21 protein-coding genes are annotated in these 23,425 nt (G+C 36.5%); 1 reads left to right on the top strand and 20 read right to left on the bottom strand.

Annotation, left to right across the window (positions count from 1 at the left end; genetic code table 11):
- Window positions 1–768: 768 nt before the first annotated feature.
- The 8 genes from LG276_RS10980 to LG276_RS10945 form a co-directional block, all read right to left on the bottom strand.
- A complete protein-coding gene (locus LG276_RS10980; protein ID WP_224936642.1) occupies window positions 769–1,224 on the bottom strand; it encodes a GNAT family N-acetyltransferase in 456 nt (151 codons plus the stop codon).
- Window positions 1,225–1,275: 51 nt separating this feature from the next.
- On the bottom strand, window positions 1,276–2,637 hold the full coding sequence (locus LG276_RS10975; RefSeq protein WP_224936294.1) for an MFS transporter: 1,362 nt from the start codon (window positions 2,635–2,637) through the stop codon (window positions 1,276–1,278).
- A 484-nt stretch (window positions 2,638–3,121) separates the two neighbouring features.
- A complete protein-coding gene (locus tag LG276_RS10970) occupies window positions 3,122–6,268 on the bottom strand; it encodes an AAA family ATPase (RefSeq protein WP_224936293.1) in 3,147 nt (1,048 codons plus the stop codon).
- Window positions 6,265–7,410 (bottom strand): exonuclease SbcCD subunit D, encoded by a 1,146-nt coding sequence (locus LG276_RS10965; RefSeq protein ID WP_224936292.1) that lies wholly within the window; start codon window positions 7,408–7,410, stop codon window positions 6,265–6,267. The genes LG276_RS10970 and LG276_RS10965 overlap by 4 nt, the downstream gene beginning before the upstream one ends.
- Before the next feature lie 944 nt (window positions 7,411–8,354).
- Window positions 8,355–8,555, bottom strand: coding sequence for a cold-shock protein (locus LG276_RS10960; protein WP_095373442.1), 201 nt, complete (start codon window positions 8,553–8,555; stop codon window positions 8,355–8,357).
- A 173-nt stretch (window positions 8,556–8,728) separates the two neighbouring features.
- Window positions 8,729–8,848, bottom strand: a complete 120-nt coding sequence (locus tag LG276_RS10955; protein WP_263624176.1) for a YvrJ family protein — start codon at window positions 8,846–8,848, stop codon at window positions 8,729–8,731.
- 139 nt (window positions 8,849–8,987) lie between these two features.
- Window positions 8,988–9,206: a DUF2922 domain-containing protein gene (locus LG276_RS10950; protein WP_251161507.1), complete on the bottom strand. Its 219-nt coding sequence runs from the start codon at window positions 9,204–9,206 to the stop codon at window positions 8,988–8,990.
- A gap of 26 nt (window positions 9,207–9,232) precedes the next feature.
- Window positions 9,233–9,451, bottom strand: a complete 219-nt coding sequence (locus LG276_RS10945; RefSeq protein WP_224936290.1) for a DUF1659 domain-containing protein — start codon at window positions 9,449–9,451, stop codon at window positions 9,233–9,235.
- Between the two features lie 293 nt (window positions 9,452–9,744).
- Between LG276_RS10945 and LG276_RS10940 the strand changes: the two genes are divergently transcribed.
- Window positions 9,745–10,026 carry a phage holin family protein gene (locus LG276_RS10940; RefSeq protein ID WP_095373446.1) on the top strand — a complete coding sequence of 94 codons (282 nt, stop codon included), beginning with the start codon at window positions 9,745–9,747 and terminating at the stop codon, window positions 10,024–10,026.
- A gap of 214 nt (window positions 10,027–10,240) precedes the next feature.
- Here the strand turns inward: LG276_RS10940 and LG276_RS10935 are convergent, their stop codons facing one another.
- The 12 genes from LG276_RS10935 to LG276_RS10880 all read right to left on the bottom strand — a co-directional run bounded on the left by LG276_RS10935 (window position 10,241) and on the right by LG276_RS10880 (window position 23,110).
- Entirely contained in the window at window positions 10,241–11,440 is a 1,200-nt protein-coding gene (locus LG276_RS10935; protein WP_251161506.1) for an NADP-dependent malic enzyme, read from the bottom strand.
- 149 nt (window positions 11,441–11,589) lie between these two features.
- On the bottom strand, window positions 11,590–12,549 hold the full coding sequence (locus tag LG276_RS10930) for a VOC family protein (protein WP_251161505.1): 960 nt from the start codon (window positions 12,547–12,549) through the stop codon (window positions 11,590–11,592).
- Window positions 12,550–12,567: 18 nt separating this feature from the next.
- The gene (locus tag LG276_RS10925; RefSeq protein WP_251161504.1) at window positions 12,568–13,353 is read right to left on the bottom strand and encodes an SDR family NAD(P)-dependent oxidoreductase; all 786 of its coding nucleotides are present in this window, start codon (window positions 13,351–13,353) and stop codon (window positions 12,568–12,570) included.
- A 33-nt stretch (window positions 13,354–13,386) separates the two neighbouring features.
- Window positions 13,387–13,896, bottom strand: coding sequence for an aromatic-ring-hydroxylating dioxygenase subunit beta (locus LG276_RS10920; RefSeq protein WP_224936287.1), 510 nt, complete (start codon window positions 13,894–13,896; stop codon window positions 13,387–13,389).
- A gap of 28 nt (window positions 13,897–13,924) precedes the next feature.
- Window positions 13,925–15,226 (bottom strand): aromatic ring-hydroxylating dioxygenase subunit alpha, encoded by a 1,302-nt coding sequence (locus LG276_RS10915; protein WP_251161503.1) that lies wholly within the window; start codon window positions 15,224–15,226, stop codon window positions 13,925–13,927.
- A 59-nt stretch (window positions 15,227–15,285) separates the two neighbouring features.
- Window positions 15,286–16,068 (bottom strand): aspartate dehydrogenase, encoded by a 783-nt coding sequence (locus tag LG276_RS10910; protein WP_251161502.1) that lies wholly within the window; start codon window positions 16,066–16,068, stop codon window positions 15,286–15,288.
- A 16-nt stretch (window positions 16,069–16,084) separates the two neighbouring features.
- Complete coding sequence (locus LG276_RS10905; protein ID WP_251161501.1) at window positions 16,085–17,530, bottom strand: aldehyde dehydrogenase; 1,446 nt, start codon at window positions 17,528–17,530, stop codon at window positions 16,085–16,087.
- A gap of 29 nt (window positions 17,531–17,559) precedes the next feature.
- On the bottom strand, window positions 17,560–19,281 hold the full coding sequence (locus LG276_RS10900) for a thiamine pyrophosphate-binding protein (protein WP_251161500.1): 1,722 nt from the start codon (window positions 19,279–19,281) through the stop codon (window positions 17,560–17,562).
- Between the two features lie 26 nt (window positions 19,282–19,307).
- The gene (locus LG276_RS10895) at window positions 19,308–20,099 is read right to left on the bottom strand and encodes an SDR family oxidoreductase (RefSeq protein ID WP_224936282.1); all 792 of its coding nucleotides are present in this window, start codon (window positions 20,097–20,099) and stop codon (window positions 19,308–19,310) included.
- 27 nt (window positions 20,100–20,126) lie between these two features.
- Window positions 20,127–21,041, bottom strand: a complete 915-nt coding sequence (locus LG276_RS10890) for a VOC family protein (RefSeq protein WP_251161499.1) — start codon at window positions 21,039–21,041, stop codon at window positions 20,127–20,129.
- Between the two features lie 138 nt (window positions 21,042–21,179).
- On the bottom strand, window positions 21,180–21,707 hold the full coding sequence (locus tag LG276_RS10885) for a cupin domain-containing protein (protein ID WP_224936280.1): 528 nt from the start codon (window positions 21,705–21,707) through the stop codon (window positions 21,180–21,182).
- Between the two features lie 131 nt (window positions 21,708–21,838).
- Window positions 21,839–23,110 carry an MFS transporter gene (locus LG276_RS10880; protein WP_224936279.1) on the bottom strand — a complete coding sequence of 424 codons (1,272 nt, stop codon included), beginning with the start codon at window positions 23,108–23,110 and terminating at the stop codon, window positions 21,839–21,841.
- Window positions 23,111–23,425: the final 315 nt, after the last annotated feature.

Below are 23,425 nucleotides of genomic sequence, written 5' to 3'. Positions count from 1 at the left end.
TGTAGCGAAAAAAGTGGACAGAACTACAATTGACTGAGGATGTGGGTGTGAACCGACAAACGATTGGCGCTCCTAAAAAGATACACCCCTTCCTTAATTAGTGTGTTAAGAAGTCGCAATTGCTTACAGGAGATCACAGAAACTTTTCATTATAAGGGGGGAAATTATTCAGTATCACATCGTTTTCTACCACAAAGAATGTTTATTTTATGTAATTGTCATATTTTTATTGTATGTATAGCTTCCCTCGCACTAGTAAAGAGAAGATAGCAAACAATTGAAAGGGGGGTTGCTGTTCCATCTTTCTATTTTTTCACGTTTACATATCTCCTTCTGTAACCGTTTTGAATATACCTATCATACGCTTGAAAAATAACCCAAAAAGGTTATGCTCTTTATGAAATATTGCATGTCCTACTAGCTTTCATTTAAGATAGTAGAGAATGTACATATATTGCAAAAAGAAAGGGTTTTCCAATTGAGTTCAACATTCTTTATTTTCTTACCAGCTCTAATCTTTTTTATTCTCTATATTGTGATGGTGTTTGTTCTTAATAAATACTCTAGTAGTAAAATAGCAACTATTGCCTTTACAATTATCGGCTTATTAATCTTCATTTACATTTTATTTTTCATTTTCACCTTTGTCCTTTAAAAAAATATTTCCATTTTGCGAAGAAAAACAGGTGCAAATCACATTCGATTTGCACCCTTTTTTATTGCAGCTGTTCTTAACTAGCATCACCTAACAAGAATATTTTTCTTATTCTAAATTGTTCGTGTCATAAACACACTATTGGGATCTTCCTTATAGTGTTCAAATGGTTGGCAATATTGAAACCCTCTACTTTCGTACAATTTTCTAGCTGGTTCGAAAGATTCCATCGAACCTGTTTCTAAACTTAAACGTAAGTACCCCCGCTCCTTTGCTTCATGAAGCAAATGATCTAATAGTTTTCCTGCTACCCCTTTTCGTAAAGCGTTTTTTGCTGTTCTCATCGATTTGATCTCACCATGTTGGTTGTCTAGCTCTTTTAATGCCGCACAACCAACGAGCAAACCAGATTCCCAGCAGCTCCAAACGGTCACAGAAGGATGTTTTAAACCATTTAAATTTAGAGCATGTGTACTTTCAGGAGGTGATTGACTGCTCATATCCGCTAAATGTTCCATTATCAATTGTTGAATATCTGTACCTGATAAATCATCGATCATCAATTCCATCATCTATTGTCCCCTTGAATTCTTTTTCTATTATTATATTGTTTTGAACTATTAAGTTTCAATATCTACTTTCCGAAAGATGATTTGATAGCTAAAAGCGAGTACGAGTATACATGCAAGCATAAAGTAGACGCGTTCATACTGAATATATAGTGGCAATTCCTCCTGAAGATTCATTAATAATCCACATATTGTCACTCCAATTCCTCCACCAATAAATTGAAGTAGTTGTAACAGACCCATACCTGCACTGTTCAATTCTGCTGATAATAGATAGGCTGTTTCATTGGCAACGCTGCTATTTAGCATAGAAAACCCGATACTTGCAAAAATGTAAGCACCCATAATAAAGTACGAATTGTACGCTTGTAAAAAAGCAAACAGTAAGGAGGCGATCAGTAATGTTAATTGGCCAAGAGAAATAAAACGCTTGCTTCCATATAAATCTATCAACTTACCAATATAGGGTCCAGCAAACATAGCGATGATGGCACCGGGAAATATCAATAGGCCCATAATAATCGGGTCTCTATGATGCAAATTCCCTAAAATAAGTGGCATCATAAATAAATTTGAAAAATGGAAAATAAAACCTGATAAACCAATGACTAATAATCGTATATAGTGTTTATTGAATAGTAATTGCGGAAATATAAATGGGTGATTCTGCTTCATCAAATAGAACATTGTAAGGATTGCTAAACCTACAAATACTGCGCCGAATAAATATGATGTTTGCGAGATAGTTAAAAGGGCGGCAATAGTTGTACAACTAGTAAGTAAGCAACCAAATATATCAAAGCTCCCTTCCCTTCTTTCATTTTCCGGAGACAGTTGCATTAGTATAGGCAAAAAGACAAGAACCATTAGCGGTATTAGAAATAAGTAATTCCAACCAAAGAATTGTGTTGCCACCCCACCTACTACTGGACCTAAACCAAAACCTAATGCTGCACCTGAACCAATCATGGCAATTGATTTTGCTCTTTCTGATATCGGCACATATCTACTAGCAATGATCATAGATAATCCTGGAACAGCCCCAGCACCCACCGCTTGTAAGATTCGTGAACATAAAAGGATAATAAAATTTTCAGCAAAAAATCCAACCAACGAAGAACTTATAAATATACTTAGTCCAATAAGGAGCAATTTTTTTATAGAAATATAATCGGATAATCGACTAAATGTGAGTGTGAAAATGGCAAAAGCGATGGAGTATCCAGAAACCATCCACGAACCGATAATCGGGGTAATATGTAAGTTTGTTATTATATTGGGCAAGGCTATATTAAACATTGTTGTGTTCATAACGACAAACCAGCTACAAAAACAGAGTGCTAAAATTAACTTTTTATATTGTGGGTTTTCTTGCTTATGAGCGCTCGTTCGAGTGAAGGATGCAACGGCCATGCCTTTTCACCTCCTTTTAATTATTTTCTGATTATTAATAATTATACAATAATTAAACTTTGATTCCTATTATTCCGCTTTTCGAAAGAAAACATTAAACAATATTTGCTGGGGTCTTGTTAGGAGTTTTTGAACCTAATTCACTCAGGCTAGCCTTGTTTGTTTGCACGGCTTTCATTTCTATCTTTCGTTCGGAGTATAGGTCAAACATCATATGCTCCCCTTTTTCACCTTTTGTGCTTCTGAGTGAAGCACTTACCTTTTTACTCTGCTCTTATCTGTCTGTTGCTTTCGCACAAGTATTTTCTTTTTGTGAAAAAGTGACTATAGACAAACACTTCTATTCGCCCGAAAATTCCTAATAATAGTGAATAATCGCTCGAAAAAAATCATTCGAAACGAAGTGATGTCGTTTCTACATAATCCAAACCTTTTTTGTTACGTAAAAAGGACTCCCTTATCAATGAAGAGAGTCCAAAATTACTTAGGCTGTAAAAATAAACTTGGTTGTACTGCCCCCTTTAGATGACTCTACCTCTAGGCGTGCATCCATTCTTTCTTTTAACTCGGGCACGTGGGAAATAATGCCCACTAATCTTCCGCTACTCTGTATTTCGATGAGTGATTCAATGGCTTGTTCTAATGATTCAGGATCAAGTGTACCGAAACCTTCATCTATGAACATGGTTTCCATCGAAACGCCACCTGCATGTGATTGAACCACATCAGCAAGACCTAATGCAAGGGCAAGAGAAGCCTTGAAACTCTCCCCACCTGATAATGTTTTAACATGTCTTTCCTGTCCTGTGTACTGGTCAAATACAAGTAGTTCTAATCCACTTTGTACATTTCCTTTGGAACGATCTGTTTTTCTCGTTAATTCATATCTTCCGTTCGTCATTTTATATAAACGTACATTGGCTTGAATAAGGATATCATCTAAGAAAGCCGCTAAAACAAACCGTTCGAACGTCAATCTATACGTATTTTGCCCTTTCGAAATATCGGATAAATGACCAATGAGGCGATAACGTTCTTCTAAATCGGCAATTTCTTCATGAAGACTTTCTAAACGTGTATATGCCTTTTCATTATCTCTTTTCTTATACATAAGTTGATTGTATTGCTCATTTTCAAATTGCATCTTATTAGCGAGTTCATTTATTTTCAATTCAATTTGCTCTAGATCTGGTTTCATTATATCTCTTAATTGTTTCGTCAACTCATTTAAGCGGTCATTAACAGAACGAAATTCTTCACGATACGAACGTATCTCTTGAGCGATTTGTTCCCTAAGCTCTTCTGAAATTTGCGCATTGGCATATTCACTATAACTTTGAAAGCCTTGCTCCTGCATTCGATTAACAAAGTCCGTTCTTTCCTGATGTAATTGTCCTTGTAAATGGTCATGTTGTTGGGTGAATGTTTCATAACGCGATTTCAAAATGGTTAATTGTTTAGCCACTTTATCTTTCTGTTCTTCTGCCAACTTTAATTGGTCTTTTAATGTCTGCAATTTGTCCTGTTTATTTTGCAAAGCCATTTTGTATTGCGGTAAAGAACGTAAATCCTCTGGAATAATCTTAATCAATCTTTGCAGCGAGGTATGATGCTTTATATATTCATTGTTTAAATCAACAACAGATTGCTTAAGCGTATCTGTTTTTTCTGCATACTGACTTACCTCTTCTTCTAACAAAATGATTTTTTCTTGACATTGCTTTAGCTTTGATTTTTCTTTTTCTAGTTGATTTTTCTGTTGCCTTTTTTTTCTTTCGTTTTCTTCCACTTCTGCTAAAACTTCTTTTGCATTATCTAATGTTAAATGATGTAGATGCTCTGATTGTATTTCTGTTAATAGTTTCGCAATTGATTTTTCGATATGTTGTAATTTAGATTGTACTAGGTAGAAAGCTTGCTCTGCCGCTATTTTTTCCTTTTCAACGACTAATACTTGATGTTTAGCTGCGTTTAAATCCTCCTCAGTTGGAATGGTTTCATGACCATTAGCAATTGATGGATGATGAATTGAACCACAAACAAGACATGGTTCACCTTGTTGAAGCTGCCTTGCTAGAATACTTGCTTGTCCTTCTATCCACTTCTTCTCGAGTTCGTGCTGAAGTGATTTACTATCATTCAAGCGCGCAATTGCATTCTGCAGATATTTATCTTTCTCTTCATAAGATTGCTTTTCAATAACTAATTCTTGCTCTGAGTGTATAAGTGATTGTAATTGTTTGATTTCATATTTGTGTTGATGAAGTTGTTGTTCTATTGATAGCATATGTTCTTGATTTTTCTCAAGCTCTTGCTTTTCTTCTTTTACTTTTTTTAATTCTTGCTGTAAATGATGAAGTTTTTGTTGGCTTTTATCAATCTCTTTCTTTTTACTAGTCATTGCATGATCTAATAATGAAACCTTTTTCTCTGTGTCAGCAAAGATGTGGATATCATCGTGTAAATTTTTTAATGACAACCACTCTGATTCTACTAATTCTCTTTCTTTCTCCCGAAGCAATTCCATCTCTAATGCTTTATTTGCATGTAATAGCCGTTCCTTTTGGATTTTTTCTTCACTTTGGACTGATTGCATTTGCTCGGAAATATGATTCATTTCTTTTTTTAAACGGTGGCAATTTTGTTCCTGTTCGAATAAGACAGCTGCTTTGTACGCCGATGATAAATCTTTCTCTTTCTTCGCTATTATTTCCTCAGTATCTTTTAGCTGTTCATACCTTTCAGTTAATCTTTCCTTTAATGTGAATTGTTCAATAATCCGGTTTCCTTCTATTTTCTTTTGCTGAAATTCTAAACTTCTCTTTTCAAGCTCTTTTATTTTTTTTGACCAGTCAATTATTTTTTCTTCCATTTGTGCTAATTCTTCTGATAAAAGTTTTACAAACTGATGATGATTGATAGACTCAAGCTTATCCTCTTCTAGTACGCTCTGTAACTCCTGATTCATAACAGCATGAATTTGCTGCGCGATTCTCTGCTTTTGCTCAAATTTCACTTCCACATTTTTGCGCAGTTCAGCTGCTTCATCTTTTAATCTTTCTTCTATTCTTTTATATACCTCTGTATGAAATAGTTTTTGCAGTATGACTTCCTTTTCTTTACTATCTGAAGTGAGTAATTTACGAAACTCTCCTTGTGGAATCATCAGTATTTGCCTGAATTGGTTGCTATCAATAAGCATGATTTCTTTAATCTTTTCATCTACATCTCGAACATTCGCAGCTAATTGTTGCTTTGTACCATCATTAGAAATCGAATATAATTCGGCCTTTGCACCAAGGGTTGTGAAGCCGTCCCCTCTCGTTTTTTTCTTCAATTGCTGAGGAGAGCGAACAATATAGAATCGTTTCTCTTTAATTGTGAATGTGAGCGATACTTCCGTTATTAACTCTTCTTCTGCAAACTGACTACGTAAGTCTGCACCCATTCGATCTTCCCCACTCGCCTTCCCATAAATGGCAAATGTTATCCCGTCAAAAATAGTTGTTTTTCCCGCTCCTGTTTTTCCGGATATAACAAACATTGAACGACCACCTAATTGAGTAAAATCAATCATTTCTTTACCGGCATATGGTCCAAACGCTTGCATTGTTAATAACAGTGGTTTCATTGGCCAACTCCCTCCCTTCTCATTTTTTCTATTACATCAACAATAATATTTTGCTTATCATCAGTGAATTCAGCTGTTGTTACTTCTTGATAAAAATGCGAAAATAGTTCAAGTTCACTTTTTCTCTCATCAGTTAAAACATTTAATTTCGTCTTCTTTTTCATATCTTGCAAAGTACGCTTTCGTTCTAAATGAAGAATATTAGGGTAAATTTGTCTTAATTTATTGATGGGGTCAATCAACGCGCCTTCATCCAATAGGGTTACTTTTATATAATCATCCTTCTTCTGCTCGCTATAAAAACGCTCGTCTAATAACTCGTCTAAATAGCCCTCAATTTCCCTCATATCTCGGAGCGGCATTAAACTTTTTCTCTCTAATTGAAAAGTACCATTATCATTCATCTCAATAATTGAAACCGATTTTTGTTGTTTTGCCTCTGAGAAAGAATACTTCATCAAAGATCCCGCATATTTAATTTTGTTATGAGATATCGCATCTGGACTATGTAAATGACCAAGAGCTGTATAATCAAATAAATCGAAGTTACGGGCACTTACACAGCCCGAACCACCTACAGATAATATTCGCTCTGAATCTGTCGTTTCTCCCCCAAGTACAAATGCATGACCGACGAGCACATTTGGCTCATTATGGTTCATCTTCTTTTCTATTTTTTCGATAATCGCTTTCATTGCCTCTTCATGTGAGATAATCCGATCATCATTGAAAGCATATTTTACTAGACCTGGTTCAGCAAAGGGAACAAGATGGAAATTCACTCCCTTAATATTTACACTGTCAACCGTGTCTTTCAGCTTTCCCGCTAAGTAAAAATCACTTTGTTGATACCACGAACTGCCAAATGATAATCGTTCTGCACTATCATGGTTTCCACCAATTGCCACAATGGGGACACCTAATTTTACATTGATTGTGAATAATACTTCATTTAATAATTCTACCGCAGCAACGGGCGGGACAGATCGGTCATAAAGGTCACCTGCTATAACTAAACAATCTGGTTGTTCCTCCTCAACAAGCTTAACTAATTGCTTTAGCATATATGATTGATCCTCTGTCATATAAACCCCATGAACAAGCTTTCCTAAATGCCAATCAGCTGTATGAATAAATTTCACTTATTTTCCCTCTCTTCTATGTATCTTTGTTTGCCTACTTTAACCTTTTATAAAAATGAGGCAAATCTGCCTTCATATTGCTTTTCTTCCACATTGTGAAAACATCTACTGATGTTATCTTATCTTCAATAACCATATATCTTAATAAAGTCGTACTTTCATAGCAAGCGAATGCTGCGGCACATAGGTAATCCTTACATCCCATATCTGCAATCAATCATACAGTATCGATTCGTAAGGTCTTATTGTTAGTAATGACGAAGCCTTCCTTTTCCCATAATCGAACCATTAACTCTGTAACCAATTTTCTCACCATATTATCACAAATAATCTACTATAATTACAAGCTATATCTTAATAACATTTTCTTCATACAAAGATTAATATATTCCATTTCATTTTTTGAATATTTTTAAATAAAAACAAATAAAGGAGTGAGCATAATAATTTATTAAGGAAAAAGATGGGCTAGAACGGACAATAACGCAATGATTGGAAGGATCATCAGATTATCATATAAAAGGTGTACTGCTTGTTAGGGAGTGAACGGGGATGATTATTGGTTCATCATAGTGATTGAGTAATCATCTCGATGATTACTCCTACCGAGTGCAAAAAATGAACCGTGTACGTCAAAATCAACCAATTGTTATACATATGAAAGATTCCAAAAATGAAGAAGCAATGATGATATGAGGGCAAAACCTTGCAAGCATGTGACTCAAGAGATTATTAATGAAAGTGGGCAAGTACGAAGTCAGCAGGTAATACTTTACAAATGTTTTTTAAAATATATTGAAGCATCATTCCTCCTATTCCTTTAAAATGACTGATTTTGATGAGATGTTTCGTAAGTGGGTTCAGCATCTCATTAAGTGAAAAGATCAACTATTATTTATATATATAAAAACAGCCTAACAAATGTTAGACTGTTTATCATCGAATTATATTTTATTAACGTTAGCCGCTTGAGGTCCACGAGCACCTTCAACAACTTCGAAAGAAACTTCTTGACCTTCATCTAGTGATTTGAATCCTTCAGATTGGATTGCAGAATAATGTACGAATACATCATTTCCGTCTTCGCCTTCGATAAATCCAAAACCTTTTTCTGCGTTAAACCATTTTACTTTACCGTTTTTCATAACAAAAAATCCTCCTTATGGTTAAAAAAACAACCATATAAAAATTCACCTTTAATCATTGTACTTACAAAGACCTATCCAATCAAAGGAAAAGCTTTCTTCATATACCACTAATGAGTAACGGTTAAGTTAAATTTAGCATCTATCCCCATCACTGTCAACAAATTACGCTTTTAATCTTTTAGCTTCTCAGGCAAGCTTTGAATCGATTGAACAACGACATCTAACTTCGCCTCAATGCGGTAAAGTAAATACAATGTCACAATGATAGGAAAGCCGACTTCACTGATCATTTTAACAAGCTCACTCACATTCGTTCCCTCCTAAATTTAGCGTAATAAGAATATAGAAGATAAATAAAAAGATGAACCTCTTTCCTTGCAAAAGATTGAGGTTCACCTAAAATTACAACTTGGTAACAATAACCTTATATTACACTATCTCATAATCAGTAACGGTTCTTTCTACAAGTCTTGCACCTTTAACATTTGCAAGCTTTCCTTTTGTTGATTGAACCGCTTCTGAAGCAATCATTTCTTCCATTACAGTAATGACTTCAGCGATGTCAATAGGTTCTTTAGGCTCATCAACTGAAATGGTCGAAACACTTCCATCTGCCGTTCCAAAAGTTAACTCTAATTTTTTCGTCATTCTTTATTCTCCCCCTTCAAATAGTATTATTGTAAAATATCATGGTTGTCATTTCTTTGGATAGAAACGAGTGGTGATTGTGCTAAAGATCCATACGCCTCAGCAAATCGATATAATTGGTCAGCCGTAGTTTCTGATCTCACATGGCTAAAAGTTTTCACCTTATACTCCGCTTCTCCCTTTTCATTTACACCTGTTTCAAAACTTAATCGTAGCTTTGAATCAACTAAAATTGTTTGTGCCATATTCTCTCCCCCCTTTCACTTCTTATATAAAAGTTAAAATGCAAAAGAGACAGGCTACTATCAGATAAATTAATTCTGAGCTACTCACAAGGTGCTTTCATTTATTAGAACTTTTGAGATTGTTCCACTCCTATTACACACAGCAGATCACCTAAAAATAAGCATTTATTTATTACTATTTCTAGTATTTTTCAAAAATAATACCTTTCTGCTTCTAAACTTAGTGCAAGCGAACAAGCAATCTTATGCGGTTTTCATACTATATTTAATAGCCGGAATAAGGAGGTGGTGACATGAACCTTGTGCAATTTTTGAACCAAAATTATTTTGTATTAATACCGGCGCTTTGGCTCATTGGACATGCACTCAAACAGACCCCTATTATCCCTGATTGGACAATCATTTGGATTTTGTTTATTTGTTCTATCGGTATTGGGAGCATCGGATATGGTTTTTCATTAGAGGCGATTGTTAACGGTATTATTGCAGCAGGTATCGCTGTTTTTGGTCATCAGGTTTTGAAACAAACAAAGGAAGGGATAGTGATAAATAAAAAAACAGATAACGAGGGCTGATATTTGAGGAGGTATGGTGTTCGTGAGAGTAAAGGCTACCGGCATGTTTGGTAGCTTTTATTTTGTTTCTAATTGGACATAAAAAAGACCACAAGTTTAAATGGCTTGTGGCCAAAGTAGATCAAAAGATCTAATAGGGAGGAGATCTTACACAATTATAGTATGTCCACATCTTTATTTTGTTTGGACAAACATCCCCGGCGAATTCATTATTTTATATAAAAATTGGTTCTCTATATGCATTTCTAGTGACACCAGTAGAAATGGCTGCTTCACTAACTGCTTTCGCCACATTATGTGCTACATTGGTATCAAATGGATCTGGGATAATATAGTCTCTAGTAAGTTTTTCTTCGTTAATCATACCTGCTATTGCATAAGCAGCCGCAATCTTCATTTCCTCATTAATCACTTTGGCTCCTACATCTAATGCACCTCTAAAAATCCCTGGAAAAGCTAATACATTGTTCACTTGATTAGGAAAATCAGACCGGCCGGTACCAATGATGGCTGCTCCAGCATCTTTGGCTTCCTTTGGCATAATTTCTGGACTAGGATTAGCCATCGCAAAAATTATCGCATCACGATTCATTGTTTGTACCATTTCTTTAGATAATACACCTGCTGCAGAGACTCCAATAAACACGTCTGCCCCATTAATTGCCTCTTTTAACGTACCCGATAGAGACTTACTGTTTGTTATTTTGGCTACCTCTTCTTTAATCGCGTTCATCCCTTCCTCTCTTCCGCTATAAATCATTCCTTTTGTATCACAAAGAATCATTTCGCCAACATTTAATTTTCTTAATAATTTAATAATTGAAATCCCTGCTGCACCTGCACCATTAACGACTACTTTTATTTCATCAAGCTTTTTCCCCACAACCTTCAAGCTGTTGATTAAACCAGCTACTGTTACAATTGCCGTACCGTGTTGATCGTCATGGAAGACAGGAATTCCGCATTCTTCAATTAATCTTTGTTCAATTTCAAAACATCTAGGTGCAGAAATATCTTCAAGGTTCACCCCTCCAAATGAGGGCTCTAATAATTTGACCGTACGGACAATCTCATCTACATCATTGGTCTGAAGACAGATTGGCACAGCATCGACATTGGCAAACTCTTTAAAAAGAATCGCCTTTCCCTCCATTACAGGTAAAGATGCCTGTGCACCTATGTTTCCAAGGCCTAAAACGGCACTACCGTCTGAAACGACTGCGACCATATTGCCTTTACTCGTATATTCATAGGCTGACTCTTCATGCTCAGCAATCTTTAAGCAAGGTTCAGCTACACCTGGAGAATACGCCAAACTTAAATCTTCTTTCGTTTTTACTGGCACCTTTGTGCTAATACTAAGTTTTCCCTTATGCAAACGATGAAGCGCTAGTGCTTTCTCCTTTAATTCCATCATATAACCCTCGCTTATTTTTTATTTGAAAATTCAGATAATAAAAACATCAACTATTGTTATGCAATCACCTGATAAGTATTTCCTTAAAAAATTGAGAGAAGCAACCTTGTATACCTCTTCATTTACAAAGCGCTTCCCAATATTGTTTAATATTTTTCTAACAACTCAATGATGACTTTAAAAGTTGAAGTTGTGTCCATATAAGCATATCTGCCTTTTCCGTTATAAAAATTACCTCTTTGAATAACAGGATAGCCCATTTCTTCTAGAAGTGTAATCTTTTCATCCATATCTTTTACAACAAAGGATATATGGTGAACACCTTCTCCAAATGATTCTAAATGTGTCTTCCATGTGCTTGGCGCTTTTCCAGGCTCTATTAACTCAATTTCTAATAATGGTGTTCGAATGAACATATAGCGACTATCCGCTTCCGTTGCTTCACCGTTATAAACAACTTTTGTTTTGTCACTATGACCTGATTGAATCACTTCTGGTTTTTTCACACCTAGCAATTGACAAAACTTATCTGCTGCTCTATCTAAATCTTTAACCACGATAGCAAGTTGTTCCACAACATTTGTACCTAAAAGTGGCTTTTCTTCTCCCGCTTTGTATGTAGTATCCCTAGGTTCGGCACTCTCTAATAATTCAATCAAAGTTTTCGTTTCATTCGCTGTATCAACATAAATGTACCTTCCATCACTTGATGTAAACTCACCTGATTGAAGAAGTGAATAACCATTTTTTTCTAGGTTTGGCAAATGATTTTGAATCATATCAACATCAACCGCAATATGATGGATTCCTTCTCCTGTCTCATTGAGAAATTCGCGCATTGTTCCCGGCTCCATATTAGGTTCTATAAGTTCAAATTGAACAGTCGGTGTATTTAGGAATGCTAGTTTACTTTGTGAAGCGGTCGGCTTTCCTTTATAAATTACTTTAGAGACTTCCTCATCACCTGTTAAGAACCAGCCAGGATTAGCGATACCTAACAGTTTTGAAAAATCAGCCGAGGCTTTTTCAATATCATTAACAACAAAGGCTAATTGATTGACCTCTGTACTACCAAGAAGTGGCTGTATTTTCGTATTCGATGCCATAATCATTTATCCCCTTTCTTAACTAAGCCCTCTGATGGCTAGGCCTCCATCACTCGAAATGACTTCACCAGTAATGGCGCGTGATTTACTCGAAGCTAATAATAAATATGGACCAACATGATCATCAGCAGTCATTGCGATTCTTAATGGATTTCTCGTTTTTATGCTTTTCGCTTTCGTATCATTGTCGATTTCCTTCACAAATGGTTTTAAAGGTGGGATGACATTAAGTGCTGTTAATGTCCCACCAGGGGCAACTGCATTCACTCTTACGTCTGGGGCAACCTCAAAAGCTAATTGTCTCATTAAACCAATTTGCGCATGTTTACTAGCGGTGTACCATACCCCACCACCATCAGGGTAAAATCCTGCACCTGAAACGGTGAAAATGATATTACCTTTTGTCTTTTGCAATTCGTGAAGGGAAGCTTTCGCACCGTTGAAATACCCTTTAACATTAATGTTCATTAATAAATCATAAGCATCATTCATTGCTTCAGCGGTCACATTTTCGAATTTTGCAAATCCATCGAATACCCCTGCATTAGCTATAAAGACATCTAGTCCCCCAAATTTTTCAACCGCTTGATATACCGCTTTTTCGTGGTCTTCAAAAATAGTCACATCTCCTTCTATACAAATCACCTGCTCACCATATTGTGCCTTGATAGCAGCTAATCCGTCTTTTGAGCGATCAAGAATCGTCACATTTGCTCCTTCATTCAGAAATGAATCCACCACAGCTCTCCCAATACCTGATGCCCCACCAGTTACATAAAGCGAGCGACCACTAAACTCTGCCATTCTAGTTGTCCTCCTCTCTTCCTTGTGAATAAATTAAATAAAGATTGCTAGATTTCGAGTATTGATTGTTGTTTGATCCACGATAAATACCCGTTTCGATAACTTCCATTTGCCGTTCTCGAACTTGAATTCATCACGACGCTCTCCTGAAATAATATCGTGATGGATATCTGTACTTCTACTTCTATAAAGAAGTAAATAACTATTCACTGACGCAAATTCTCCCTCTTTATAATCATCCAGTTTTACATTACTGACAAAACGTCGAGTTCGAGAAGGTGGAATTTCCGCCCAAGCATAATCTGTTTTTAATCGATCCACTCTGAGTTTTAGCAAGTCAATATCATCATCGAAACAAAACATATCTGTCGTATAATCAGGTCGCTCTGTTCCTTCCTTATTTATACGGACTGGCATTTGATACTTCAAATCTTGATGCATCAAACTGAACCAGCCATCAAAATCGATATCATCCAATAATTGTGCTTCTTTATATAGCCATTGTTCAAATTCATAGTTTGCAAGCATTTTTTCCATACTCATTTCATCTATCTCCTTTCTTCAAGAATATTTAGCTATTCATTAGCTCCAACCAGTATTTATAAAAATTTCTTTGGTTCGCTTCAGAGAATTTATCATCATAAGCAACTCCAGGACCAATAAAGTCTACTGGTTTTCTATGCAGTCCCATTGTGTAGTTATAAGTTAAATTTTTCATTACTGGCATAGGACCTTTTGCTGCGGCAGTAATGTCAGTAAATACTTCCGTATCGTCTTGTTCAAAAATGCCTGATGGGCTGAATGTAAGGACAAAGGATTCACGTGAACGTCTCTTCCAATCTTCCGGTGCATTTTTTTCAACTAAAAACCAAGCAATCACTTCCATTTTGTCGTGATCGATTGGTCGCCATAACCTAACAGTGGTATTGGAAATTAATTGCCCTTTTACTTTCGTATGAGAAATTAAGAAAGATAGATGTGGAAAGATGTTCCCGATCATATTCTTCAAGTTACTTAACACTTCGAACTGTTCTGACGATAAATTCGATTTATATTCTTCTATTAATTCTTCTGGGAAAGCAAAATCAGGGTTTGGTGTCCCAAGATTTAGACCATGGCCATTTTCACTGTGAATTTGATAACCCATTTTGGAATACGTTGCAGAGGGTACCATTCCTAATTTAGCAATTGAGCCATGTGTCACCATTGTATGATAGGAGTCACCAACAAAATTATCAGCACCAATTTTCCAATTCGAATGAATCACGAAACGTTGTGGAGCACCGAGCACTTCCATTTCAGCTCGACCTACTAATATATCAAGATACCATTTAAAGTCTCCTAAAAAATCATCTAATGATTCTGCCTCATCATTCCAAGTACCAAATAACAATCCTTTATAGGATTCAATTCGCACTTCTGTTAAACCCATAGTAGATTTATCTAGCTCTTCGCCATAAATGTTTTTTTGTAATGGAACACCAATTAAATCACCATTGTTTTTAAAGTTAAATCCATGATATGGACAAACAAAAGCAGATTTATTCCCTTTGTCTGCACGACACAACTTCATCCCACGATGCGTACACATATTGTAAAATGCCTTGATGCTGCTATCTGCATTTCTAGATACAATAATTGAATATCCGGCTAAGTCTCTCAGCATATAATCATTTTTATTAGGTATTTCTGATTCATGACCAATAAATATCCATGTTTTCATAAAGACTTTTTTATGTTCTAGATCATAAACTTTCGGATCGGCCAATACGTATGCAGGTATTTCTCCTACTTCCGGTTTGACCGTATCATTCAAATGTTCCAATAGTTCCGATTTTGTCATATCCTCTATGTCTTTTACCGTTTTAATCATAATAATCCCCCTTCTTACCAATTGATTCATCGATGTCACAAAGATTATTGTACTAATTCTTACCCCACTTTGATAGATTGATCCTTATGTTTCAATGTTGAGAGAACACTTAAAGCTGCTAAGTAACTTGTCTTTGGGTTGTTTGGCATCGGGTCATTCTCAACCACTAGTTTCACTTTTCCAAACGCCCCTTTAGCTGTAATCTCATGGCTATTTTTCGTTGCTTTTGGATCAGCAATAATCTTCACTTTTGTCTCTTTTGAACCAAGTCCAGCTAACGATAGAATAATTGATACGTTAATATTCTTAGGAAACTGTTTAATCGCTTCATAGGCATTACCTTCAAATAAGACTGTTTTATTCTCGAGAGTAACACCGTTTAAGGCATGCGGTGGCTTTGTTGTTGTTAACGATACTTCTTGTAAAGCACCAATAGCTTTAGCTGCTTTTAATATATCCAAGCCTCCTACCGCACCTGAAGGTAAATGAATCGTTGTCCCTTGCTCTTTACAAATTGTTTCTAATTGGAGAAAATAGTCGTTATCAGAAAATGCGCCAACACTGCTCACAACGAGATCTTTACCATGTGTGAGAACCGATGTGGCATGAGCTCGAACAACTTCTACAGTAGCTGCTTCAACTATCACATCTATATCTGAAGCAATCAACTCATCGATGGATTGGTAGCTTCGCAAATCATACTCTTCTGCCAGCTCATTTGCTTTCTCTTGATTTCTTGTATACAATCCAACGAATTGTGCGCCATCTACCAATTTATCGCTATTGATAGATTGTAGCAAAAATTTTCCGATATTTCCTCCACCTATTAATCCCAGCTTCATTTTTTAACCCTACTTTCTAATTCGCGAATCCATAAGTGTCTGCAAAAAATTCCAAGCTACAGTGTCTCGTTTCGCGTGAAATACCACTTTCTTTTAAACCAGGAAAATCTAAATGAAGGTCCTGGAATACGGTATGGTTATTGATAAATACAGCACCGGCTTCTAATTGATCAGCAAAAGCGATCGCTTTCTTTTCATTTTCTGTCCAAACAGACGCACGCAAACCAAAATGGCTATCATTTGCAAGCTTTAAAGCTTCTTCATTTGTTTGAAATGAGAGAATCGGAATTACTGGTCCAAATTGTTCCGCTTGAACAATTTCGCTATTTTGATTAACACCAGTAATAATGGTAGGTTCAATAAAGTATCCATCATTCCAACCTTCTGGATCAATTTTGATTCCACCTGTAAGGACTTCTGCCCCTCCATCTTTCGCTCTCGAAATTAACCCTTTCACATATTCATATTGTGATTGATTATTTAACGGCCCCATCTCTACATCTGGTTGAATCCCACTACCAACACGAATATATTGGAACTTTTTCCTTAATTTTTCTACAAGCTCTTCATAACGAGATTCATGCACATATACCCTTTTAACTGCTGAGCATACTTGACCAGCTGCTCGTAAGATACCAAATCTTAACTTAGTTATTAATTCATCATCGAGTTTCGCATCTTCCAAGATAATGGCTGCATCATTCCCGCCTAATTCCATGAAAATGTTTTTCACATTGCTAGCTGACGCTTTCATAATTTCTTTACCCGTTTCCGTACTACCAACAAAGGCAACTGTGCGTACTCTAGAATCTTTGCAAAGTGCATCTCCTATTATTGAACCTGATCCTGTTACAACATTCAATACACCATTTGGAAAGTATGAAGCCACTTTTTCTAGAAATGTCATAATGGTTAGCGGACAACTTGTAGCCGGTTTAACGATAACTGTATTACCTGTTAAGATAGCAGGAATAACACGCTTAAAGGTTAAAATCATCGGTGAATTCCATGGTGAGATTACCGCAGTTACCCCTCTCGGCCTTCTCCGAATTTGCACTTTCTGTTTTCCATCTAATGACTCTGGTTGCCACCAAGTTAATAATTCATCGGACGCTTCTCTCATAATGTCGACACATCGAAGTAAATCTTTCTTTGCTTCAATTAATATTTTACCATTTTCCCTTACGAGTAAATTCACATTCTCTTCAACGATTTTTTCAATCGCTCCTGCTGCTAGCTTCATTTTTTCTGCGCGTTCGTGAATATCTGATTGTGACCAAGATTCGAATGCCGTCACTGCTGATGTTATCGCTTTATCAACATGCTCCTTTGTACAAAGGGCAACTTCTCCAACTACTTCTTGCGTATTTGCTGGATTAATGACTTCTTTTTTATTTTCCGCTTCCAACCATTTACCATCAATTAAAAATTTTCCTGAAACTTTAGGATATGTTGAAATCATTTTGCTTCCTCCTATACTCAGATGTTTACTTATAACTTCTTCGGTTTAAACGCATCAGCAGCACCAGGAGGTCCCTCAAAAGGTTTAGCCATTGGTCCTACAGCTTCCATATCTACAACGATGATTGTCGGATTAACACTTTTTGCCGCTTTATTAATTTCTACCGCAAATTCATCACTTGAATGAATTCGTACCGCATCAAATCCCATAGACTCTCCCAATTGCACAAAATCAGGACTTAGTAGATCAACAGCTACTTGACGACCATATGCATTTTGTTGAATATTACGAAGAACGCCATAACCACCATCATCAAATAAGATAACAATAAGTGGGAGTGCTTCCTCGGCAGCAGTCGGCATTTCACCAACATTGACCATAAAGCCCCCATCACCAGCCATTAAAACTACTTTGCGATCCTTTGCAGCCATTTGAGCGCCAATCGCTGTCGGTAACCCTTGACCTATTCCACCACCGGAAGCATGAATAGATGTTCTCGGTTCAAGAATCTCGAATAATCTGCTGCCCCATACATTGGCTTGTACTGTAACATCTCGTACGAGCACTGTATCTTTCGGTAATGCTGCTCTCATTTCGTCCATTATTTGCTCATATGGACCTAAAGTTGCACGTAAATTAGCTCGTAATTTTTCTCTTAGTTGCTTTACTTCAGCCTTATACGATGGTTTATCTTGAACGTCTTTTGTCTGTAATTGCGTGACAAAGTTATTTAAAATATCCTTCGCGTCTCCAACCAGTCCATAACTACAAGGATAATTTCGATTCATTCCTTGCCAATCGGCATCAATTGCAATATGATTATTCGGCACTTCAACCTTCCAATTGGACGTTTCATTTCCTCTAAATCTCACACCGACACTAATTAACAAATCCGCATTCTTGAGCATTTCTTTCGTATCTGGATAGGCAGCAAAATGACCAATACATTGAGGATGATCTTCAGGGATGCTTCCTTTTCCAGATTGGCTCGTAATAACAGCAGCTCCTAGCTGATTGGCCAATCTTGTTAACTCTTGGGATGCATTTGCTGAAATGACACCTCCACCAGCCCAAATCACAGGACGTTTTGCTTTAGCAACCAATGAGAGAATATCTTCAGGAATATATGTATTTGAGTTAACTTCCGGAGTTTTTACCGACCAGTCTTGTAAATGCAGGTCAGGAATAATCGCAGATTGATAATCAATGGGGATTTCTAACGAAACAGGTCCTGCCGGCGCAGTTTGAGCAGTTACAACCGCCTGCCTTACCACTGCTTTTGCTTGATGTGGTACTCTTAAGCGCATCGCTTGTTTAGAACATCCTTCTAACATTGATAATTGATCTTTACATTCATGAATATAGCCACGGCCAGTACCTAAATAGGGGGATGCTACTTCACCAGTTAGATGCAGAAGTGGTACACCTGCTGCCCAAGCCTCAACAAGTGCGCCAGCTGCATTACCTGCGCCTGTTCCTGTACTTGTAATGACAACACCTAACTCTCCTGTAACACGTGCGTAGCCATCGGCCATATTTACCGCGCCACTTTCGCCACGTGCACAAACAAGATGGATGCTTCCTTCTCGTAGAATGGCATCATAAATCGGCATATTATGTATACTTACAATTCCAAATGCTGTCGTAACGCCCGCTTTAACAAGCTCTTGAACAATCGCATCAGCAACCGTATAGTTCATCTCCGAGTTATCTGTTACCCCCGCTGTCTCCATTTGCTTTGTTTCTGTCATAGTATCTTCCTACCTTTTTTGTGTATTTATAACGCCTTTCCTAATGCACCTGCTGTTTCAATAGTTGAGCCAGCGACATAACTTGCATGCTTGGATGCTAAAAATAAAATCACACTAGCTACTTCTTCTGCTTCTCCAACACGACCAAGTGGGATATTTCTTTTCTTCGCTAAGTCTGCATAATAACTTTCTGGATCCATCTCGGGTGCATTTTTCTTCCTTCTTCTCTCCCATTGATCCGTTCTAATTAAGCCAAGACTTACAGAATTCACAAGAATATTATCACTCGCCAGTTCTTGCGATAATGTTTTACTTAAATTAAGTAATCCTGCTCTTGTCGCAGCTGTTGCAATCATATGCCTCTCCGGTTCTTTCGCGAGCGTAGCATTTATATTTATTATTCGACCGCCGCCACGCTTAACTAAGTAGGGATGAACAGCTTTTACAGCGTGGATGATAGCAAAATACTTTAATTGAATCTGTTGTTCCCATTGATCATCAGTAACGTCAAAGAAATGTCCCATTACACTTTGCCCTGCTGCATTAACTAAAATATCAATACCTGAAAATTTTTCTGCCGCACCTTTGACAAAACGCTGTACATCTTCTTTATTCGTTACATCACATGTTTCGGCAAAAATGCGATCAGCAGATGCTAAATCAGTTAAATACTTCTCTGCCGTATTTTTTCTTGTTTCATCTCTACCACAAATAGCAACTTTAGCACCTTCAGCTAGGAACATCTCAGCCGTTTTCAATCCAACGCCTGAAGTCCCTCCCATAATAATTGCTACTTTATTATTTAATCCTAAATCCATTACACTCTTCCTTTCTTAAGTTAGGCATTAAATCAAAGATTGTAATTTTGCCCAGCCTGGATCTGGTTCTCCCCCCATTGCTGCACGTGCTTCTTTGGATGGTGGCCCAGCAATCCCCCACTGATCCATTAAGTGTGGTACACGTTTCCATACTCTTGCTTTCCATTCTGCTTCATCCTCAATCGTTTCAAGATAACAAGTGTATTCCATAACAAAATTACCTGGGTCTTTGAAATAGCAAAAGATATTATCTCCTGGTCCGTGTCTACCTGGTCCCCATAGTTCACTCAATCCAGCTTTCCGCACATTAGCAATGCCACGCATTACCTCATCAACTGTGTCAACTTCGTAAGCAATATGATTGACAGATGCATGACCCTCTTGATTAAAAGCAATGGAGTGATGTTTTCGATTACAACGTAAGAACACCATTTTATCTTCGCTCCAGTCTGTCACTTTAAAGCCAAGAATATCTGTATAAAATTCTGTAATCATTTGTAAATCAGCGGTATTCATGACTACATGATTAAGCTTGACTGGATCTACATTTTTTTGATTCCAAATAGATGTATGAATTTCAACCCACGTCGATAATTCTATTACACGATTTTCTGGATCAGCAAAGCGGAGACCATAACCTTTACCTTCCTCATCTAAATAGCCCGGTGCTTGCACAATCGGTACGCCTTTTTCTTGTAAATATTCTGCAGCACGGTCAACAGCATGCTTATCCACCATGCCAAATGCGATATGATGAAGAGCACTTCTGTCTCCACTGTGCAAACTAAGAATATGGTTCTCAGGTCCTGCTCCTCTGAAATAAACCGTTTGTTCATCCTCAGCCGTTTTGTCTAATCCCCAAACTTTCTCATAAAAGGCTGCTTGTTCTTCAATGTTCGGAGTAATAAGACTGATATGTCTTAAATGGGTAATACCAATCATTTTGAAAACCTCCTCTATAAATAAAGCGAAAGTTCGTGGTAAATGTTTCGCTCGTTACAAATTATTGGTAAATATAGAATGTTAATAAAAATCGGTAAGGATAGACCATATGAGATTGGTCTTCCTTACCTCACTTAATTATTTATCTGCAATAATTGCTTCTCTTTCTTTCGCTCTTTGAAGACGAAGTTCTTCTAATTCGCTCCCTTTAACGTAAGTTGGCAAATTCGGTTTAACTGCACCAAGCATAACCAACATTAATGCTTCTTCGTCACCATCATTATGAATCCCACGATATACGCCAGGTGGGGAGCTGATACAATCACGCTCGTTTAAACGAATTTCATGAACCTCATCACTATCTACTTCTTGAATCAACGCTTTTACACTTCCTTTAATAATGAAGAAAACTTCTTCAACATCATCATGTAAATGCAATGGTCCAATACAACCTGCAGGTAATACCATTGTGCTTAATGTAAAGTGCTCAGCTGCAATAACATTAGAATCAGCATTTGCAGTGGCTCCACGACCAATATATCTCATTTGTGCTCTTTTAAATCTTGGGTCAATTTCTTCTTGGAATTTAAGAACATTCCAATCTAATGAACGATCCTGTAATCTTGCTACATGCTTCTTTTCAAATTCTTTAACATCAATTGCCATTTTAAAAACACTCCTTTATGTTTTATATTAGAAACACTGTTTCTCCTATAAATCAATTTTAAAATCTGTTAACAAAAAAGTCAACAAATTTTGAGAAAATTTTAAAAAGATAAATAGTTGAAATAAAACGATTAACCCACTATTGACTGGTTATTATGAACAACCCTTAACTCAGTTGATTCACGCTTAAGAGTAAATAAATATGCAACAAAACCTAACGTGGAGGCAAAAATTAACACAATAATTGATGTCCCAAAGTCTCCGTTTGATAGATCTCGTAAATATCCCATAATATAACTGGCGAAACCACCCATAATATTAGTAAACCCCATCATACCTGCTGCTCTACCAGCGGTTTCAGGTGTAGAGAATTTCACAATAAATAAATTACTTAGATGGAAGACTCCACCTTGTGTACCCATAGCTAACCCCATGCAAATACCAGCAACTATCGCGTTAGGTGACATAATACCACCACATAAAAAGATTGTTGTTAGTACAAATAAAATGGTCGCCATCAGGCTTGGACGGTTTGTCTTATCTGATAAGTAACCACAAATAAGGACAAATCCTAAGGCAAATAACCAAGATAAGGATGTAATACTACTCATTGCTTCCCTAGAAAAACTCTTCGCTTCGATTAAATAAGTAGGTAACCATATACTAATACCAAAAAATAAGAAGGAAGACATCAGCATTCCAAACCATACAATCCAGTACCGATAGTCTTGGGCAAAATTTTTCGATCCATCTTTTTTATCAACCGGGTTTTTCTCACGTATATAGGAAAGCTCATCATGTGTAATCCCTTTGTGCTCTTCTGGTATATCTCTTGTAAGAAAATAAAAAAGTGGCAGTACAAGCAATAAATTAAAAGCAGCGAGTAAGAAAAATGCAGCTTGCCAATGGAGACTAGCAATGATAGCGGTTAACATTAATGCACCAACAGCCGGGCCTAAATAGTTACCAGATAACCATGAAGCTTGTGCTTTTCCTAATTCTTTATAATGGAACCAGTTAGCAATGAATTTTCCACATACAGGAATCATCATTCCCTCACCAAATCCAAGAACGATTCTTGATAAGATAAACATTTCATATGTAGTCGATAAGCCAGCAGTAATCATAGTAATGGTCCAAACAACCAAACCTAACATTGCTGTTTTTCTGGCACCTAGTTTATCAATAATTACACCCCAAAATAGGTTTGAAACCGCATAAGCAATTGTGAATATAAAAGTGATGAAACCAATCTTGGCATTTTCACCAGCAATCCCTAAGTCACTAAGAAAATCAGCATCTGTTTGAATAATAGAAATACCGAGCTTGTCAATTTGGCCAAAAAACCAAAAGAAAAATATCGGTACAGCAATATATAACCATCTTTTCTTTCCTGTTAACATCCTTTACCCTCCTATCATATGTGGAAAAAATCACTAATTAACAAAAATCACCTCCATTCAAATGTCTATTCATCCAAAACTTTGTTTTTTATACAAAACAAAGTTTATATAATCTTAAAATTTTTAAAAAATTTTGTCAATACAGATTGTTATAAATTAAAACTATTTTCACTATACTTATAATTGAACATCTCAAGTGAGTTCGCTTATTCTAATAGTGAATGAGTATTATTTTAAAGAATCCCATAAAGTTTCGAAAATTAAGAGATAAATGTCACTTTATCAGGTGATTTCATTTATTTTTTTTAGAATCTA

Source organism: Cytobacillus kochii, from assembly GCF_044790165.1.
Lineage (GTDB): Bacteria > Bacillota > Bacilli > Bacillales > Cytobacillaceae > Cytobacillus > Cytobacillus kochii.
The sequence above is the reverse complement of the archived record's forward strand: the minus strand, read 5'-3'. Positions and strand labels throughout refer to the sequence as shown.

What these genes read in the sequence shown, in the direction of transcription:
- LG276_RS10980 (WP_224936642.1), bottom strand. Translation starts at nt 1,224, where the DNA reads ATGGAATTGATGATCGATGATTTATCAGGTACAGATATTCAACAATTG.
- LG276_RS10975 (WP_224936294.1), bottom strand. Translation starts at nt 2,637, where the DNA reads ATGGCCGTTGCATCCTTCACTCGAACGAGCGCTCATAAGCAAGAAAAC.
- LG276_RS10970 (WP_224936293.1), bottom strand. Translation starts at nt 6,268, where the DNA reads ATGAAACCACTGTTATTAACAATGCAAGCGTTTGGACCATATGCCGGT.
- LG276_RS10960 (WP_095373442.1), bottom strand. Translation starts at nt 8,555, where the DNA reads ATGAAAAACGGTAAAGTAAAATGGTTTAACGCAGAAAAAGGTTTTGGA.
- LG276_RS10955 (WP_263624176.1), bottom strand. Translation starts at nt 8,848, where the DNA reads ATGATCAGTGAAGTCGGCTTTCCTATCATTGTGACATTGTATTTACTT.
- LG276_RS10950 (WP_251161507.1), bottom strand. Translation starts at nt 9,206, where the DNA reads ATGACGAAAAAATTAGAGTTAACTTTTGGAACGGCAGATGGAAGTGTT.
- LG276_RS10945 (WP_224936290.1), bottom strand. Translation starts at nt 9,451, where the DNA reads ATGGCACAAACAATTTTAGTTGATTCAAAGCTACGATTAAGTTTTGAA.
- LG276_RS10940 (WP_095373446.1), top strand. Translation starts at nt 9,745, where the DNA reads ATGAACCTTGTGCAATTTTTGAACCAAAATTATTTTGTATTAATACCG.
- LG276_RS10935 (WP_251161506.1), bottom strand. Translation starts at nt 11,440, where the DNA reads ATGGAATTAAAGGAGAAAGCACTAGCGCTTCATCGTTTGCATAAGGGA.
- LG276_RS10930 (WP_251161505.1), bottom strand. Translation starts at nt 12,549, where the DNA reads ATGGCATCGAATACGAAAATACAGCCACTTCTTGGTAGTACAGAGGTC.
- LG276_RS10925 (WP_251161504.1), bottom strand. Translation starts at nt 13,353, where the DNA reads ATGGCAGAGTTTAGTGGTCGCTCGCTTTATGTAACTGGTGGGGCATCA.
- LG276_RS10920 (WP_224936287.1), bottom strand. Translation starts at nt 13,896, where the DNA reads ATGAGTATGGAAAAAATGCTTGCAAACTATGAATTTGAACAATGGCTA.
- LG276_RS10915 (WP_251161503.1), bottom strand. Translation starts at nt 15,226, where the DNA reads ATGATTAAAACGGTAAAAGACATAGAGGATATGACAAAATCGGAACTA.
- LG276_RS10910 (WP_251161502.1), bottom strand. Translation starts at nt 16,068, where the DNA reads ATGAAGCTGGGATTAATAGGTGGAGGAAATATCGGAAAATTTTTGCTA.
- LG276_RS10905 (WP_251161501.1), bottom strand. Translation starts at nt 17,530, where the DNA reads ATGATTTCAACATATCCTAAAGTTTCAGGAAAATTTTTAATTGATGGT.
- LG276_RS10900 (WP_251161500.1), bottom strand. Translation starts at nt 19,281, where the DNA reads ATGACAGAAACAAAGCAAATGGAGACAGCGGGGGTAACAGATAACTCG.
- LG276_RS10895 (WP_224936282.1), bottom strand. Translation starts at nt 20,099, where the DNA reads ATGGATTTAGGATTAAATAATAAAGTAGCAATTATTATGGGAGGGACT.
- LG276_RS10890 (WP_251161499.1), bottom strand. Translation starts at nt 21,041, where the DNA reads ATGATTGGTATTACCCATTTAAGACATATCAGTCTTATTACTCCGAAC.
- LG276_RS10885 (WP_224936280.1), bottom strand. Translation starts at nt 21,707, where the DNA reads ATGGCAATTGATGTTAAAGAATTTGAAAAGAAGCATGTAGCAAGATTA.
- LG276_RS10880 (WP_224936279.1), bottom strand. Translation starts at nt 23,110, where the DNA reads ATGTTAACAGGAAAGAAAAGATGGTTATATATTGCTGTACCGATATTT.